The sequence below is a fragment of the Nocardioides sp. genome (assembly GCF_047607185.1).
In the GTDB taxonomy this organism is placed as follows: domain Bacteria; phylum Actinomycetota; class Actinomycetes; order Propionibacteriales; family Nocardioidaceae; genus Nocardioides.
In genome coordinates, this window is record NZ_JASGDQ010000024.1 from 1 (window position 1) to 14045 (window position 14045).

Annotated in this window: 14 protein-coding genes; 9 read left to right on the plus strand and 5 right to left on the minus strand. The window is 71.9% G+C overall.

Annotated elements, in window-relative coordinates; all coding sequences use genetic code 11:
* Window positions 1–104: 104 nt before the first annotated feature.
* Complete coding sequence (locus QM595_RS02215; RefSeq protein ID WP_415169889.1) at window positions 105–1175, minus strand: trans-sulfuration enzyme family protein; 1071 nt, start codon at window positions 1173–1175, stop codon at window positions 105–107.
* Window positions 1176–1302: 127 nt separating this feature from the next.
* Between QM595_RS02215 and QM595_RS02220 the strand changes: the two genes are divergently transcribed.
* Both QM595_RS02220 and QM595_RS02225 read left to right on the plus strand, forming a co-directional pair.
* Window positions 1303–2637, plus strand: a complete 1335-nt coding sequence (locus QM595_RS02220) for a UDP-N-acetylmuramoyl-tripeptide--D-alanyl-D-alanine ligase (RefSeq protein WP_415169890.1) — start codon at window positions 1303–1305, stop codon at window positions 2635–2637.
* 10 nt (window positions 2638–2647) lie between these two features.
* Window positions 2648–3763, plus strand: a complete 1116-nt coding sequence (locus QM595_RS02225) for a D-alanine--D-alanine ligase family protein (protein WP_415169891.1) — start codon at window positions 2648–2650, stop codon at window positions 3761–3763.
* A gap of 49 nt (window positions 3764–3812) precedes the next feature.
* On the opposite strand, the gene QM595_RS02230 is transcribed toward QM595_RS02225, so the two are convergent.
* From QM595_RS02230 to QM595_RS02240, 3 genes are read right to left on the minus strand one after another with little or no spacing between them, the layout of a single operon-like run.
* Window positions 3813–4763, minus strand: coding sequence for a D-alanine--D-alanine ligase family protein (locus QM595_RS02230; protein WP_415169892.1), 951 nt, complete (start codon window positions 4761–4763; stop codon window positions 3813–3815).
* Window positions 4764–4795: 32 nt separating this feature from the next.
* On the minus strand, window positions 4796–5293 hold the full coding sequence (locus QM595_RS02235) for a DUF3515 family protein (RefSeq protein ID WP_415169893.1): 498 nt from the start codon (window positions 5291–5293) through the stop codon (window positions 4796–4798).
* Complete coding sequence (locus QM595_RS02240; RefSeq protein ID WP_415169920.1) at window positions 5272–5508, minus strand: Lrp/AsnC family transcriptional regulator; 237 nt, start codon at window positions 5506–5508, stop codon at window positions 5272–5274. Before QM595_RS02240 ends, QM595_RS02235 begins: the two co-directional genes overlap by 22 nt.
* Window positions 5509–5578: 70 nt before the next feature.
* On the opposite strand from QM595_RS02240, the gene QM595_RS02245 reads away from it, so the two are divergent.
* Entirely contained in the window at window positions 5579–6529 is a 951-nt protein-coding gene (locus QM595_RS02245) for a thiamine-phosphate kinase (RefSeq protein ID WP_415169894.1), read from the plus strand.
* Window positions 6530–6568: 39 nt separating this feature from the next.
* On the opposite strand, the gene rpmB is transcribed toward QM595_RS02245, so the two are convergent.
* Entirely contained in the window at window positions 6569–6754 is a 186-nt protein-coding gene (gene rpmB, locus QM595_RS02250; protein WP_415169895.1) for a 50S ribosomal protein L28, read from the minus strand.
* Between the two features lie 197 nt (window positions 6755–6951).
* Between rpmB and QM595_RS02255 the strand changes: the two genes are divergently transcribed.
* The 6 genes from QM595_RS02255 (at window position 6952) to QM595_RS02280 (ending at window position 14044) form a co-directional block, all read left to right on the plus strand.
* Window positions 6952–8574: a DAK2 domain-containing protein gene (locus tag QM595_RS02255; protein ID WP_415169896.1), complete on the plus strand. Its 1623-nt coding sequence runs from the start codon at window positions 6952–6954 to the stop codon at window positions 8572–8574.
* Between the two features lie 9 nt (window positions 8575–8583).
* Window positions 8584–10839: an ATP-dependent DNA helicase RecG gene (locus tag QM595_RS02260; protein ID WP_415169897.1), complete on the plus strand. Its 2256-nt coding sequence runs from the start codon at window positions 8584–8586 to the stop codon at window positions 10837–10839.
* Window positions 10840–10846: 7 nt separating this feature from the next.
* Window positions 10847–11419, plus strand: a complete 573-nt coding sequence (rsmD, locus tag QM595_RS02265; protein WP_415169898.1) for a 16S rRNA (guanine(966)-N(2))-methyltransferase RsmD — start codon at window positions 10847–10849, stop codon at window positions 11417–11419.
* Entirely contained in the window at window positions 11416–11901 is a 486-nt protein-coding gene (coaD, locus tag QM595_RS02270; protein ID WP_415169899.1) for a pantetheine-phosphate adenylyltransferase, read from the plus strand. Before rsmD ends, coaD begins: the two co-directional genes overlap by 4 nt.
* A 170-nt stretch (window positions 11902–12071) precedes the next feature.
* Window positions 12072–13289 carry a nucleotide sugar dehydrogenase gene (locus QM595_RS02275; RefSeq protein WP_415169900.1) on the plus strand — a complete coding sequence of 406 codons (1218 nt, stop codon included), beginning with the start codon at window positions 12072–12074 and terminating at the stop codon, window positions 13287–13289.
* Window positions 13286–14044 (plus strand): glycosyltransferase family 2 protein, encoded by a 759-nt coding sequence (locus QM595_RS02280; protein WP_415169901.1) that lies wholly within the window; start codon window positions 13286–13288, stop codon window positions 14042–14044. Before QM595_RS02275 ends, QM595_RS02280 begins: the two co-directional genes overlap by 4 nt.
* Window position 14045 lies beyond the last annotated feature (1 nt).

Below are 14045 nucleotides of genomic sequence, written 5' to 3' on the forward strand. Positions count from 1 at the left end.
GAAGTGCAGGGGCTCGGCCTGCACTTCTGCCGACTCGGGCCTCTGTGAGCCAGCACTTCTGCCGACTCGGCGGTCTTTACGCCTGCACTTCTGCCGAGTCGCGGTCAGAGGGTGTTGTCGAGGGCCTGGGACAGGTCGGCCCAGAGGTCGTCGACGTCCTCGATGCCGACGCTGAGCCGCACCAGGCCCTCCGGTACGTCGCGCGACTCACCGGCCCAGCGGCGGCGCCGCTCGAAGCTCGACTCGACGCCGCCCAGCGAGGTGGCGTGCACCCACAGCGCGGTGCCGTGGGTGAGCCGCTCGGCGGCCTCGGCGGTGGGCAGCACGATCGCCAGCATCGCGCCGAAGCCCGGATAGCGGACCTCGTCGACAGCCCGGTGCTCCCGCAGCCGCTCGGTCAGGGTCACCGCGCTGGCCGCGGCCCGCTCGACGCGCAACGCCAGCGTGCGCAGTCCGCGCAGCGCCAGCCAGGTCTCGAACGGGCCCGGGATGGCGCCGTACAGGTCCCGGCGTCCCTTGAACACCTGCCACAGCTCGTCGTCCGGGGCGACCACCAGCGCGCCCATCACGACGTCGGAGTGGCCGGCGATGAACTTGCTCGCCGAGTGCAGCACGATGTCGGCGCCGAGCGCCAGCGGCTGCTGCAGCAGGGGAGTGGCGAAGGTGTTGTCGACGAGCACCCGCACCCCCGCCTGCTTCGCCGCCGCGATCAGCGCCGGCAGGTCGGCGACGGCCATCCCCGGGTTGGTGGGCGTCTCGATCCACAGCAGCGCCGCGTCCTCGTCGAGGGCGGCGACCACCGCCTCGGTGTCGGTGATGTCGACCAGCCGGGTGCGGAACAGGCGGCGCGACTCGCCGTCGGCCAGTTGCCCGACGACGCCGAGATAGGCCTGTCCGGCCACCACGACGCTCTCCGCGTCCATCAGGCCGAGCACCGTGGCAGCTGCCGCCTGGCCGCTGGCGAAGGCGAGCGCCCGGCCGCCCTCCAGCGCTCCGAGCGCCTCCTCGAAGGCGACCCAGCTGTCGTTGGTGTAACGGCCGTACTCCTTGGCGCCCTCGGCGACGTAGGTCGACGCCGGGACGATCGGCACGTTGAGCGGCTGGTCGGGCTCGTGGGGCGGTCGGCCGGCGTGGACGGCGAGAGTGGCGGGCTTGAGCGCAGGGGTCTCGGACACGGCATCACGCTAGTGCCGGGCGGGTACGACGCCGCCAGTAGGGTGGCGACACCATGACCTGGCTGTTCCCCGAACCACGCTCCGCCCTCACCCTGGTGTCCCGCTCGCGCGAGCGGGTGGCGGCGGCATGATCCCCCTCAGCCTTGCCGAGATCGCCGGGATCGTCGACGGCCGGGTGGTGGGCGACGCTGCCGTGACGGTCACCGCCCCGGCCGTGCTCGACGGCCGCCGAGCCGCGCCCGGCGGCCTCTTCGTCGCCTTCGTCGGCGAGCGGGTGGACGGCCACGACTACGCCGACCAGGCCGCCGAGGCCGGCGCGGTGGCGGTGCTCGGCGCCCGGCCCACCAGCCTGCCCACAGTCCTGGTCGACGACGCCCAAGCGGCCCTGCAGGCACTGGCCACACATGTCGTGGCCACGCTGCGCGACGGGCTGACCGTGGTGGGCCTGACCGGCTCCCAGGGCAAGACCAGCACCAAGGACCTGCTCGCCTCGGTCCTGGCCTCGGCGGGGCCGACCGTCGCCACCGCAGGCTCCCTCAACAACGAGCTCGGCGTGCCGCTGACCATGTTGCGCGCCGCGGCCGACACCCGGTTCCTGGTCCTCGAGATGGGGGCCCGGGGCATCGGGCACATCGCCGCGCTGACGAGCCTGGTCGCTCTCGACGTCGCCGTCGTCCTCAACGTCGGCCAGGCCCATCTGGGCGAGTTCGGCTCCCGGGACGCCATCGCCCGCGCCAAGGGCGAGCTGGTCCAGGGGCTGCGCCCCGGCGGCACCGCCGTGCTCAACGCCGACGACCCCCGGGTCGCCGCGATGCGGGAGTCGGCCACCGGCCCGGTCCTCACCTTCGGTCGCGCCGAGCCCGCCGACGTCCGGGTCGAGGACCTGAGGCTGGACCGGCTCGGCCGGCCCTCCTTCATGCTGCGGACCGCCGAGGGCTCGGTACGGGTGAGGCTGCCGCTGGTCGGCGCGCACCAGGCGCTCAACGCCGCGGCCGCGACGGCGGCTGGGCTGGCGGCCGGCGTACCCCTCGACGTGGCCGGCCCGGCGCTCGCCACCGCCTCGCTGTCGCACTGGCGGATGGAGCTGCGCGAGCTCCCCGGCGGCGTGACGCTGCTCAACGACTCCTACAACGCCAACCCCGACTCGACCCGAGCCGCCCTCGACGCACTGGCGGCGATCGAGGCCGGCCGGCGGATCGCGGTGCTCGGCGAGATGCGCGAGCTCGGCGAGGAGAGCGAGGCCGAGCACCGCCGGATCGGAGAGTACGCCGCGCGCGTCGCCGACGTCGTCCTCGTCGTCGGCGAGGACGCCCGCCCGCTCGCCGTCGGCGAGGCGGTGCTGCTCGACGACAACGCGGCGGCCGTCGACTGGCTGCACAACCACCTCACCGCCGGCGATGTGGTGCTCGTCAAGGCCTCCCGAGGGGCGCGCCTCGACGAGGTCGCCGCCGCCCTCGACTAGGTTGACCCGGGTGAGGGAGAGGATCCGTGTCGCCCTGCTGTTCGGTGGACGGTCGGGAGAGCACCCGGTCTCCATCGTCACGGCTGCGGGCATCATGGCGGCCATCGACCGCGAGAGGTACGACGTCGTGCCCATCGGCATCACCCGGACCGGCCAGTGGGTCGTCGGTGCCGAGGACCTGACCGGCTCGGCGTTGACCGGCGCCGCGCTGCCCGAGGTCACCGCCACCTCCGGCGCTGGAGTGGTGCTCTCCTCGGCGGCGGACGGCGCCAGCCTGCAGGTGCTCGAGCCCGGCAACCTCCCCGTCGGGCTCGGCAAGGTCGACGTGGTCTTCCCGGTGCTGCACGGCCCCTACGGCGAGGACGGCACCCTCCAGGGGCTTCTCGAGCTCGCCGACGTGCCCTATGTCGGCTCCGGCGTGCTCGCCTCGGCGGTCGGCATGGACAAGGAGTTCATGAAGCTGGTCCTGGCCGGCCGGGGCCTGCCGATCGGTCCCTATGTCGTGGTGCGGCCGCGGGAGTGGGAGCAGCAGCGGGCCGACGTACTCCTCCGGGCGGGGGAGCTGTCCCTGCCGCTGTTCGTCAAGCCGGCTCGCGCCGGCTCCTCCCTCGGGGTGACCCGCGTCGAGGACTACGCCGACCTGCCCGACGCCATCGAGGAGGCCCGGCGCCACGACCCCAAGGTGCTCGTCGAGCAGGGCGTCGAGGGCCGCGAGATCGAGTGTGGCGTGCTCGGCGGTCGCGGTGGCGCGGCGCCGCGCGCCTCGGTGCCTGGTGAGATCGTCGTGGACCACGCCGAGGCGGAGTTCTACGACTTCGAGGCCAAGTACGTCAGTGCCACCCAGGCGCGCACCGACGCCCCGGCCGACCTGCCCGAGGACGTCGCCGAGCGGGTGCGGTCCGTCGCCGTCCAGGTCTTCGAGGCCGTCGGCGCCGAGGGCCTGGCTCGGGTCGACGTCTTCGTCACCCCGGCTGGCGAGGTCGTCGTCAACGAGATCAACACGATGCCCGGGTTCACCCCGATCTCGATGTACCCCAAGGTGTGGGAGGCCACCGGGATCTCCTACACCGAGCTCATCGACGAGCTGATCCAGCTCGCCCTGGAGCGCCCGCGCGGCCTGCGATAGTCGCCTTGTGAAGGATAAGTGACCTGGAGCGCCACGAATCCTTCACAACTCAGCGGGAGAGCGCCCTGGCCACCAGCGTCCTGGCGATCTCGCCGAGGCTGGTGCCCGAGGAGGTGGCGGCATAGGGGAACACCGAGGTCTCGGTCGTCCCGGGGGTGATGGCGGTCTCCAGCAGCACGAACGAACCGTCGGGGGAGACGATGAAGTCCGAGCGCGACAGGTCGCGCAGGCCGAGCACCTGGTGCGCCCGCACCGCCACCCGGCCGAGCTCATCGATGACGTCATCGGCGAAGTCGGGGACGTGGAGGCCGACGAACTCGGCGGTGTAGCGGGCGGAGAAGTCGAACTCGTGGCCCTTGACGAAGTCGATCTCGATGGGACGCAGCGGCGCGGGGCCCTCCGGACCCTCGATCACGACCACGGAGACGTCGGTGCCGGGGTGGAACCGCTCGATCAGCGCCTCGCCGTAGTAGGCGTAGGTGCCGACCAGCGCGCTCGGCAGCTCGGCCAGCCCGTCGACGCCGGTCACGCCGAGCGCGGAGCCGCCGCGGGTCGGCTTCACCACCACCCGCGAGCCGAGCCGCTCCATGACGTGCTCCATGAGCGCGGTGGCGCCGATGTCGCGGAAGGTCTGCGCGGAGAGCCCGACGCTGTCGGGCACCGGGATGCCGGCGCGGCGGAGCAGCTCCCGGGAGGTGCCCTTGTCGTAGGCGACCCGGCAGGCCCGCGACTCCGACCCGACGAACGGCAGCCCGATCAGCTCCAGCAGCGTCTGGATCTCGCCGTCCTCGCCGAACTGGCCGTGCAGCGCCGGGATCGCCGCGGCCACCTTGTCGCGCTCCAGGTTGTAGAGCAGGTTGCGGTCGAAGTCGTACGACGTCACCTCGACGTCCCTGGCGCGCAGCTCGCGCGCCAGGTTGCGGCCACTGGCCAGCGAGACGTCGCGCTCGTGGCTCAGCCCGCCGGCGATGATCGCGACGGGCCCATCGAACTCGGTCATGGCGCCAAGGGTTCCACATCCCGTCCCGGGAGTCACAGGCACTCGGAGTCGGGGGTGAGCGCGGCCTTCAGCGGCTCGGCGAGATCGGCCAGGGCTGCGGCCAGCGTGGCGCCGCGGTAGGTCTTCGGCACGTGCAGGGCGACATGAGGGACCAGCGTCACCGACGTCAGGTCGACGTCACCGTCGCCGTTGGTCTGGTCGTCGGGGGCGAACCAGTCGACCCCGTTGGCGTCGATACACGACGAGGCCGGGCCGAACCCGGCCGGCGTGGGGGTCCCGCAGGAGAGCGTGATCGCCGGATCGCCCCACGCACCGCCGGGGGCGTCGGCCGGCTGGTAGGGCACCGGGGCGAGATCGGCCAGCCGCTCGGGGAGCGCGGCGGCGAGCGTCGTACAGGCGGCGAGGTCGGCGGCCGGCGGTGTCGAGACCTCCGGTGGGCCACCGCCGCAGCCGGCCAGCAGGAGCGTCGTACAGGCGACGAGGCCCCGGGCGGCTTGCTGAGCCGTCCTCAGATGTGGACGACCGGGCACGTCAGCGTGCGGGTGATGCCCTCGAGGGTCTGCACCTTCGCGACCACCATCTTGCCCAGCTCGTCGACGTTGCGCGCCTCGGCGCGCACGATCACGTCGTAGGGGCCGGTGACGTCCTCGGCCAGGGTGACGCCGTTGACCTGAGCGATCTGAGCGGCGACCTCAGCGGCCTTGCCGACGTCGGTCTGGATCAGGATGTAGGCCTGGACGACCATGGTGCTCACCTGTTTCTGCTCGTCGGTTGTCAGAGGGGCGTCCGCCAACCTACCTCGCCACTGTGCTGGGATGTCCATCGTGGCCGACCAGACCCTTGCCGACGTCGGAGAGTTCGGGCTCATCAGCGAGCTGGTGAGGCGCTTCCCGCAGGGCGATCACGTCATCCTCGGCCCCGGGGACGACGCCGCAGTGCTTCGGATCCGCGGTGGCCATGTCGTGGTCTCGACCGACCTCATGGTCGAGGGCCGGCACTTCCGGCGCGACTGGGCCAGTGCCGCCGACGTCGGCCACCGCGCCGCCGCACAGAACCTCTCCGACATCAATGCCATGGGCGGCGTCGCGCACTCGCTCACCGTCGGCCTCGCCGCGCCGCCGGAGCTGCCGCTGTCGTGGGCGCTGGACTTCGCCACCGGCTTCGCCGACGAATGCTCGCTGGTCGGTGCCTCGGTGGTCGGCGGCGACCTCACTCGGGCATCGGAGATCGTCGTCGCGGTGACGGTGCTCGGCTCGGTGGCCCAGTCCCCGGTGGCGCGCTCGGGCGCCCGCCCCGGCGATGTGCTGGCCCTGGCCGGCCGCCAGGGCTGGGCGGCCGCCGGACTGGCGGTGCTCGGCCGGGGCAACCGGTCGCCGCGAGCGGTGGTGGCCGCCTACCAGCGCCCCGAGCCGCCGTACGGCGCCGGGCCGGCCGCTGCCGCCGCCGGGGCCACCGCGATGGTGGACGTCTCGGACGGTCTGCTGGCCGAGTGCGGCCACCTGGCCACCGACTCCGGGGTGGCGATCGACGTACGGTCGGCGGCGCTGGAGGTGCCCGAGCCGTTCCTCGCCGTGGCCGCCGCGCTCAACGCCGACCCGGTCTCCTTCGTGCTCACCGGCGGCGAGGACCATGCGATCCTGGCGACCTTCCCGCCGGAGGTGGCGCTCCCCGAGGGCTTCCGGCCGATCGGCACGGTGACCGAGGGAGACCGGGTCACCGTCGACGGCGCCCCCTACGACGGCCCGACCGGATGGACCCACTTCTAGGGAACCGCTTCCCTATCTAGCGGCGGGTGCGGGGTCAGGTCAGCGGGTGACCTTGCCGGCCTTGAGGCAGCCGGTGCAGACGTTGAGGCGCTTCGGGGTGCCGTTGACGACGGCCCGGACGCGCTGGATGTTGGGGTCGAAGCGACGCTTCGTGATCTTGCGCGACCACGGCCGGTTGTTGCCGAAGCTCGGGCTCTTGGCGCAGATGTCGCAGACGGCAGCCACCGTGAACTCCTGGAGTCGAATAGATTGCGAGGGGCCTGGTCGCCGGCCGCTGCTCCCGAGGGATCGGGTGGCGCCGCCAGACAACCGCATGAGAGTAGCCCAGCGGGACCTGCCCGGGGAAATCGCCGCCGCCGCGCTAGTAGCCACGACCGGCTACTAGCCTGTGCTGACGACAACGACAGGGGTGAGAGGTGAGCATGGCGCAGCGTCCGGTCGACCTGGCCGTGTTGGCCCGTTTCGCCGACCTCGCCACCGACGCCCTCGCCGCGGCCCGCGAGGAGGTCGACGCCCTCAACGTCTACCCGGTGCCCGACGGCGACACCGGCACCAACATGTACCTCACCCTCTCCGCCGCCCGCGACGCCCTCCACGACAGCGCGGCCGAGGGGCGGGAGGCGGCGTTGCGGGCGTTCGCACGCGGGGCGCTGCTCGGCGCGCGCGGCAACTCCGGGGTCATCCTCGCCGAGATGCTCGGCGCCATCGCCGCCCGGCTCGCCGCCCAGCCCGACGGCGAGCCCACCGGCGTCGCGATCGCGGAGGCGCTGCGCCAGGCCACCGAGGCCTCCTACGCCGCCGTCGGCACCCCGGTCGAGGGCACCATCCTCACCGTGTGCCGGGCCGCCAGCGAGGCGGCACAGGGCCGCGTCGAGGCCGAGGGCCATGCCGGCGACGTCATCCGGGCCGCGGCCGCCGCGGCGCGCGACGCCCTCGCCGGTACGCCGGACCAGCTGCCCGTGCTGCGCGACGCCGGTGTGGTCGACGCCGGCGGTCGGGGCCTGGTCGTCATCCTGGACGCGGCGGAGACCGCGCTGACCGGCCGTCGGCCGCTGCCGGTCCTGCCAGGCCCGGCGCACCAACGCACCATCCCGACGGTCCCCCATGCGCGCCACGACGGCTCGGAGGGCGGGCCGGCCTTCGAGGTGATGTACCTCCTCGACGCCCCCGACGAGAAGGTGCCGGGGCTGCGCGCCGCGCTTGCGGGACTCGGCGACTCGCTCGTGGTCACCGGCCGAGACGGCCTCTGGAATGTGCACGTCCACGTCGACGACGTCGGCGCCGCCATCGAGGCAGGCATCGCCGCCGGCCGGCCGCACCGGATCCGGGTGACCCACTTCGAGCAGCAGATCCGGGAGAGCCGGGAGGAGGCCCGCAGTGGCCGCCGGGTGGTCGCGGTGGCCGCCGGCCCCGGCCTGCACCGCCTGTTCGAGTCCGCCGGCGCCATCGTCGTCGACGGCGGGCCCGGCCGGCGGCCCTCGACCGGCCAGCTCCTCGACGCCATCCGCGACTGCGGCGCCGCCGAGGTGGTGCTGTTGCCCAACGACCACGACACCGTCCGCTCCGCCGAGTCGGCCGCCCGCGCCGCCGAGACCGACGACGGCATCAGGGTGGCGGTCGTGCCGAGCCACGCCCAGGTGCAGGGCCTTGCCGCGATGGCGGTCCACGAGCCGGGCCGCAGCTTCGACCGCGACGTCCTGGAGATGGTCGCCACCGCCCGGCACGCCCGCCACGGCGCCGTCACCGTCGCCGCCCGCAAGGCCATCACCACCGCCGGCGCCTGCGAGGTCGGCGATGCGCTCGGCGTCATCGACGGCGACTTCGTGGTGGTCGGCAGCGACCTCGGCGAGGTCGCCCGGGAGGTCCTCGGCCGGCTGCTGGGCGCCGGCGGCGAGCTGGTCACCATCCTCTCCGGCGCCGAGACCGGTGCCGCCGTACTCGCCGCCGAGTGCCGGGAATGGGTGGAGCGGCTCCACCCCACTGTCGACGTCGTGGTGTACGACGGTGGTCAGGACCGCTATCCGCTCCTGATGTCCGTCGAATAGGGGGAAGCCATGGCGATCACGCTCGACGACCCGGTCGAGACGGTGCTCGGCGCCTCGAAGAAGGCCGACAAGATCACCAAGGGCCTGGGCCTGCGCACCGTCGGCGACCTGCTGCGCCACTTCCCGAGGCGCTACCTCAACACCGGCTCCCTCTCGGCGATCGACAGCCTCCACGAGGGCGACCTGCTGACCGTGGTCGGCGAGGTGACCCGCTCCGACCTGCGCGACTACCGCGACCGCCGTACCGGCCGGATGGCGCACCGCGTGGAGGTCATCGTGCGCACCGACGGACCCAGCCTGCGGCTCACCTTCTTCGCCAAGCGGCGGCACCTGGCCGAGTGGCAGCAGCGCCGGCTCAGCCCGGGCACCAAGGGCATCTTCATCGGGAAGGCGTCCTCCTTCCGCGGCGAGTGGCAGCTCACCAACCCCCAGGTGACGGTGTTCGGCCACGTCGAGGCCGGCGGCCCCGCCGGTGACGGAGAGGCCGAGATGGTCGTGCAGGAGCTCACCGACCTGTTCCCGATCTACCCCCTCACCGCGGGCGTGGAGACCTTCGACCTGCAACGGGCGATCCACTTCGCCCGGGGCGTCGTCGACCTCGGACCGGACCCGATCCCCGAGTCGCTCCGGACGTCGTACGACGTCCTCGACCTCGCCACCGCCTACGACTGGATCCATGCCCCCGCCGACTGGGACCAGGTCCGTGCCGCGCAGCGGCGGTTCAGGTTCGAGGAGGCGCTGACCCTGCAGCTCGTGCTGGGCCGGCGTCGGCGGGCGCTGGACCAGCTCGGTGCCCGGGCCCGCACCGGCGGCGAGGGCGACCTGCTGGCGCGGTTCGACGCCGCGCTGCCGTTCACCCTCACCGACGGGCAGCGCAGCGTCGGCGAGGAGATCGAGCGCGATCTCGCCCGTCCTCACCCGATGAACCGGCTGCTCCAGGGCGAGGTCGGCTCCGGCAAGACCCTGGTCGCGCTGCGGGCGATGCTCCGCGTCGTCGACTCCGGCGGCCAGGCGGCGTTGCTGGCGCCGACCGAGGTGCTCGCCCAGCAGCACTACCGCTCGATCAGCGCGATGCTCAGCCCGATCAATGGGGGGAGCCTGGCAGGAGGCGGTCTCTTCGGCGACGGCACCGGCGTCGAGCTGCTGACCGGGTCGATGACCAAGACCCAGCGCGCCGGGCCGCTGAGCCGGCTCGCGACCGGGGAGGCCGGCATCGTCATCGGCACCCATGCGCTGCTGCAGGACACGGTGGAGTTCGACGACCTCGGTCTCGTGGTCGTCGACGAGCAGCATCGCTTCGGCGTCGAGCAGCGAGCCGCGCTGACCGACAAGGCGGGCACCCCGCCGCACGTCCTGGTCATGACCGCGACCCCGATCCCGCGCACGGTGGCGATGACCGTCTTCGGCGACCTGGAGGTCTCGACGCTGCGCGAGCTGCCGGCCGGGCGCGCCCCGATCCAGACCACCCTGGTGCCGCTGGCCGAGCGACCGTCCTGGGAGGAGCGGGTCTGGCAGCGGGTGCGCGAGGAGGTCGAGCGCGGCCACCAGGCCTACGTCGTCGCGCCCCGGATCTCCAGCCAGGTCGACGAGCAGGGCCTGGCCGAGGCGGCCGTCGACATCGACGAGAACGGCGTGACCGTGCAATACCCCGAGGTCAAGGCCAACGTGGAGGACATGCTGGTCGAGCTCACCCTCGGCCCGTTGAGCGGACTGCGGGTCGCGCCGCTCCACGGTCGGCTCACGCCCGAGACGAAGGACGCGACGATGCGGTCCTTCGCCGCCGGCGAGATCGACGTGCTGGTCGCCACTACGGTGATCGAGGTCGGCGTCGACGTGCCCAACGCCACCGTGATGGTGCTGCTCGACGCGGACCGGTTCGGCGTCTCCCAGCTCCACCAGCTGCGCGGCCGGATCGGCCGCGGCGGCCTGCCCGGACTCTGCCTGCTGGTCACGCGCGCCGAGGCGACCACCCCGGCGCTGGCCCGGCTCCAGGCCGTCGCCGAGACCACCGACGGCTTCCGGCTCAGCCAGGTCGACCTGGAGCTGCGCCGTGAGGGCGACATCCTCGGCGCCCGCCAGGCGGGCTACCAGTCCAGCCTGCAGAACCTCCGGGTGCTGCGCGACGAGCGCACCATCGTCGAGGCCCGCGCCGCCGCGACCGCGCTGCTCGACGTCGATCTCGACCTGCGCACCGCGCCGCTGCTGGCCAAGACGGTCATCGAGCTGGAGTACTCCGAGACCGCCGAGTTCCTGGAGCGGTCGTGAGCACCCCATGACCCGGATCATCGGCGGAGTCGCGGGCGGCCGTCGCATCGCCACGCCCAAGGGCGATCGCACCCGGCCCACCAGTGACCGGGTCCGAGAGGCGCTCTTCTCCGCGATCGAGGCCTGGGCGGGGTCGTTACGGGGCCTGCGCTTCCTCGATCTTTACGCCGGCTCCGGCGCCATCGGCATCGAGGCCTGGTCCCGTGGCGCCGAGCACGTCACGTTCGTCGAGTCCGACCGCCGCACCGCCGCCCTGATCACCGACAACGCGCGCGCCATCGGGCTGGCGAGCCCCCACGTCGTCGCCAGGTCGGTGGCCGCCACCCTCGCCGAGAGTCCGCCGGCGGCGTACGACGTCGTCTTCGCCGACCCGCCCTATCCACTCGCCGAGGAGTCGGTCGACGCCGACCTCGCCGCGCTGGCCGAGCACGGCTGGCTGGCCCCCGGCGCGCTGGTGATCTACGAGCGCTCCTCGCGCAGCCCCGAGCCGACCTGGCCGCCCGGGCTGAGGCCCACCCGAAGCAGGAAGTACGGCGAGACCACCCTCCACTACGCCGAGGCACTAGCCTCACCCCCATGAGACGCGCGGTCTGCCCCGGCTCCTTCGACCCGGTCACCTACGGCCATCTCGACGTCATCGGCCGGGCGGCGGCGATCTTCGACGAGGTGGTGGTGGCGACCGGCAGCAACGTCTCCAAGAGCCGCCTCTTCGACCCCGAGGAGCGGATCGCGATGCTCACCGAAGCCACCCGGGAGTGGCCCAACGTCAAGGTGGCCGGGTTCGGCGGGCTGATCGTCGACTTCTGCCGGGAGATCGACGCCATCGCCATCGTCAAGGGCCTGCGCGGCGCCACCGACTACGAGTACGAGCTGCCGATGGCCCAGATGAACCGCCACCTCACCGGCGTCGAGACGGTCTTCCTGCCCGGCGCCGTCGGCAACGCCTTCGTCTCCTCCAGCCTGATCAAGGAGGTGGCCGCCTTCGGCGGTGACATCTCCGCCTTCGTCCCCGCCTTCGTCGCAGAGCGGCTCACGGAGAAGCTGGCCTCGCGTCCTTCGTAGGTGTTGGAGAAGCCCTGACCGATCTCGCCCGCTGAGCGCCGCGATGCGGTTTCGGAGCGTCATGTCAATGTGAGGATCGTGCGTTTCCTGTGAGATGATTGAGAATCCTTTGTGTGGTCACGACCCATGGGATTTCGCCTGCCAAGCCGAGGCAAGAGGAGCAAGCCAGAATGACCCAGACGACCGCGCCTGCCGGGTCCGAAACGCTCGATCTGGTCGTCGTCGGTGGTGGTGGCCACGTCGGCCTCCCGCTCGCCATTGGCTTCGCGTCCCGCGGGCTCAAGGCTGGTGTCTATGACATCAACCAGGCTGCCATCGACCTGATCAACGCTGGCGATCTGCCGTTCCAGGAAGACGGCGCCAAGCCCGTGCTGGAAGACGTGCTCGCGAAGGGGCTGCTGAGCGCCACCACCGACCCGGCCGTGGTGGCGAAGGCGGACACGGTGATCGTCGTGATCGGCACTCCCGTGGATGAGCACCTCAATCCCGACCCCCGCGCTGTCACCCGTGCTCTCGCCGATCTTGAGCCGCACCTGCGTGACGGCCAGTTGCTGGTGCTGCGCAGCACGGTCTATCCCGGTGTCACCGAGGCCGTCGAGCGGCAGTTGACCCGGCAGGGCCGCGTGATCGACATCGCCTTCTGTCCCGAGCGAATCGCCGAGGGCAAGGCGATGGAGGAGCTCTTCTCGCTCCCGCAGATCGTCTCCGGCCGCAGCCAGGAGGTGCGTGACCGCGCCGCGAAGCTGTTCGGCAACCTCACCGACAGCATCGTCGAGTTGGAGCCGGAGGAGGCCGAGCTCGCCAAGCTGTTCACCAACACCTGGCGCTACATCAAGTTCGCCGCAGCCAACCAGTTCTACATGATGGCCAACGACGCTGGTCTGTCCTATGACAAGATCCGGCGCGCCCTCGCGCAGGACTACCCACGAGCTCGTGACATCCCGGGCGCCGGCTTCGCCGCCGGCCCATGCCTGTTCAAGGACACCATGCAGTTGGCGGCGTTCACCGACAACTCATTCGCGCTCGGCCACTCGGCGATGCTGGTCAACGAGGGCCTGCCGCTCTACCTGGTCACCCGTCTGGAGAAGAAGCACGATCTCTCGGAGCTGACTGTCGGCATCCTTGGCATGGCCTTCAAGGCGGAGAGCGATGACATCCGCTCCAGCCTCTCCTACAAGCTCAAGCGCATTCTGGAGTTTCGCGCGAAGCGGGTTCTCACCACCGACCCCTACGTCACCGTCGACGACGACCTGCTCCCGCTGAAGCAGGTGGTCGCGGAGAGCGACCTGCTCATCCTGGCGGCCCCGCACGCGGCGTACGCCGAGCTCGACCCGAGCCTCCCGATCGTGGACCTGTGGAACTTCCTGGGTGCCGGCGGGGTCGTATGACCCTCGGTGTGACCGTCGTCATCCCTGCCTACAACGAGGGTGAGGGGATCGACCACATCCTCGACCGGATCATCGGCTCGGTCGAGTCCGACGTGACCGTGCTGGTCGTCGTCGACTTTCCTGAGGACACCACTGTTTCGGTGGTCGAGAAGTTCGGTGCCGAGCACCCGCAGGTCAAGGTGCTGGTCTCCGACTATGGTCGCGGTCCGGCCAACGCGATCCGCTACGGCATCGACCACGCGGTCACCCCGGTCGTCGTGGTGACGATGGCCGACGGCAGCGACGACCCCCGCCAGATCGACGATCTGGCACGGCTGATCGACCGCGGCGTCGTGGTCGCGGCGGCCTCTCGCTACTCACCCGGCGGTCAGCAGGTTGGCGGTCCGCTGATCAAGGGCATGCTGTCGAAGAGCGCCGGCAAGAGCCTGGCCCGGTTCGCTCGGATCGGCACGCACGACGCGACGAACAGTTTCAAGGCCTACTCCACTGACTTCGTGCGTGAGGTCGGCATCCACAGCCGCAGTGGCTTCGAGATCGGTCTGGAGCTGACTGCGAAGGCGCGCCGGCTGCGCCGCCCCGTCGCCGAGATCCCGACCATCTGGCTGGACCGGGAGGTCGGCGAGTCCAACTTCCAGCTCAAGAAGTGGATCCCGAAGTACCTTCGCTGGTACCGCTTCGCGTTCGGGCCGCCTCTCACCCTCGATCAGGTCAACCAGCGCGCCGAGCAGATCGCCGCGCTCAACCAGCAGGACTGAA

Bases quoted from the DNA above. Each gene is read 5' to 3' on its own strand.
- QM595_RS02220 (WP_415169890.1), top strand. From the start codon at position 1,303: ATGATCCCCCTCAGCCTTGCCGAGATCGCCGGGATCGTCGACGGCCGG.
- QM595_RS02230 (WP_415169892.1), bottom strand. From the start codon at position 4,763: ATGACCGAGTTCGATGGGCCCGTCGCGATCATCGCCGGCGGGCTGAGC.
- QM595_RS02240 (WP_415169920.1), bottom strand. From the start codon at position 5,508: ATGGTCGTCCAGGCCTACATCCTGATCCAGACCGACGTCGGCAAGGCC.
- QM595_RS02245 (WP_415169894.1), top strand. From the start codon at position 5,579: ATGTCCATCGTGGCCGACCAGACCCTTGCCGACGTCGGAGAGTTCGGG.
- QM595_RS02255 (WP_415169896.1), top strand. From the start codon at position 6,952: ATGGCGCAGCGTCCGGTCGACCTGGCCGTGTTGGCCCGTTTCGCCGAC.
- QM595_RS02260 (WP_415169897.1), top strand. From the start codon at position 8,584: ATGGCGATCACGCTCGACGACCCGGTCGAGACGGTGCTCGGCGCCTCG.
- rsmD (WP_415169898.1), top strand. From the start codon at position 10,847: ATGACCCGGATCATCGGCGGAGTCGCGGGCGGCCGTCGCATCGCCACG.
- coaD (WP_415169899.1), top strand. From the start codon at position 11,416: ATGAGACGCGCGGTCTGCCCCGGCTCCTTCGACCCGGTCACCTACGGC.
- QM595_RS02275 (WP_415169900.1), top strand. From the start codon at position 12,072: ATGACCCAGACGACCGCGCCTGCCGGGTCCGAAACGCTCGATCTGGTC.
- QM595_RS02280 (WP_415169901.1), top strand. From the start codon at position 13,286: ATGACCCTCGGTGTGACCGTCGTCATCCCTGCCTACAACGAGGGTGAG.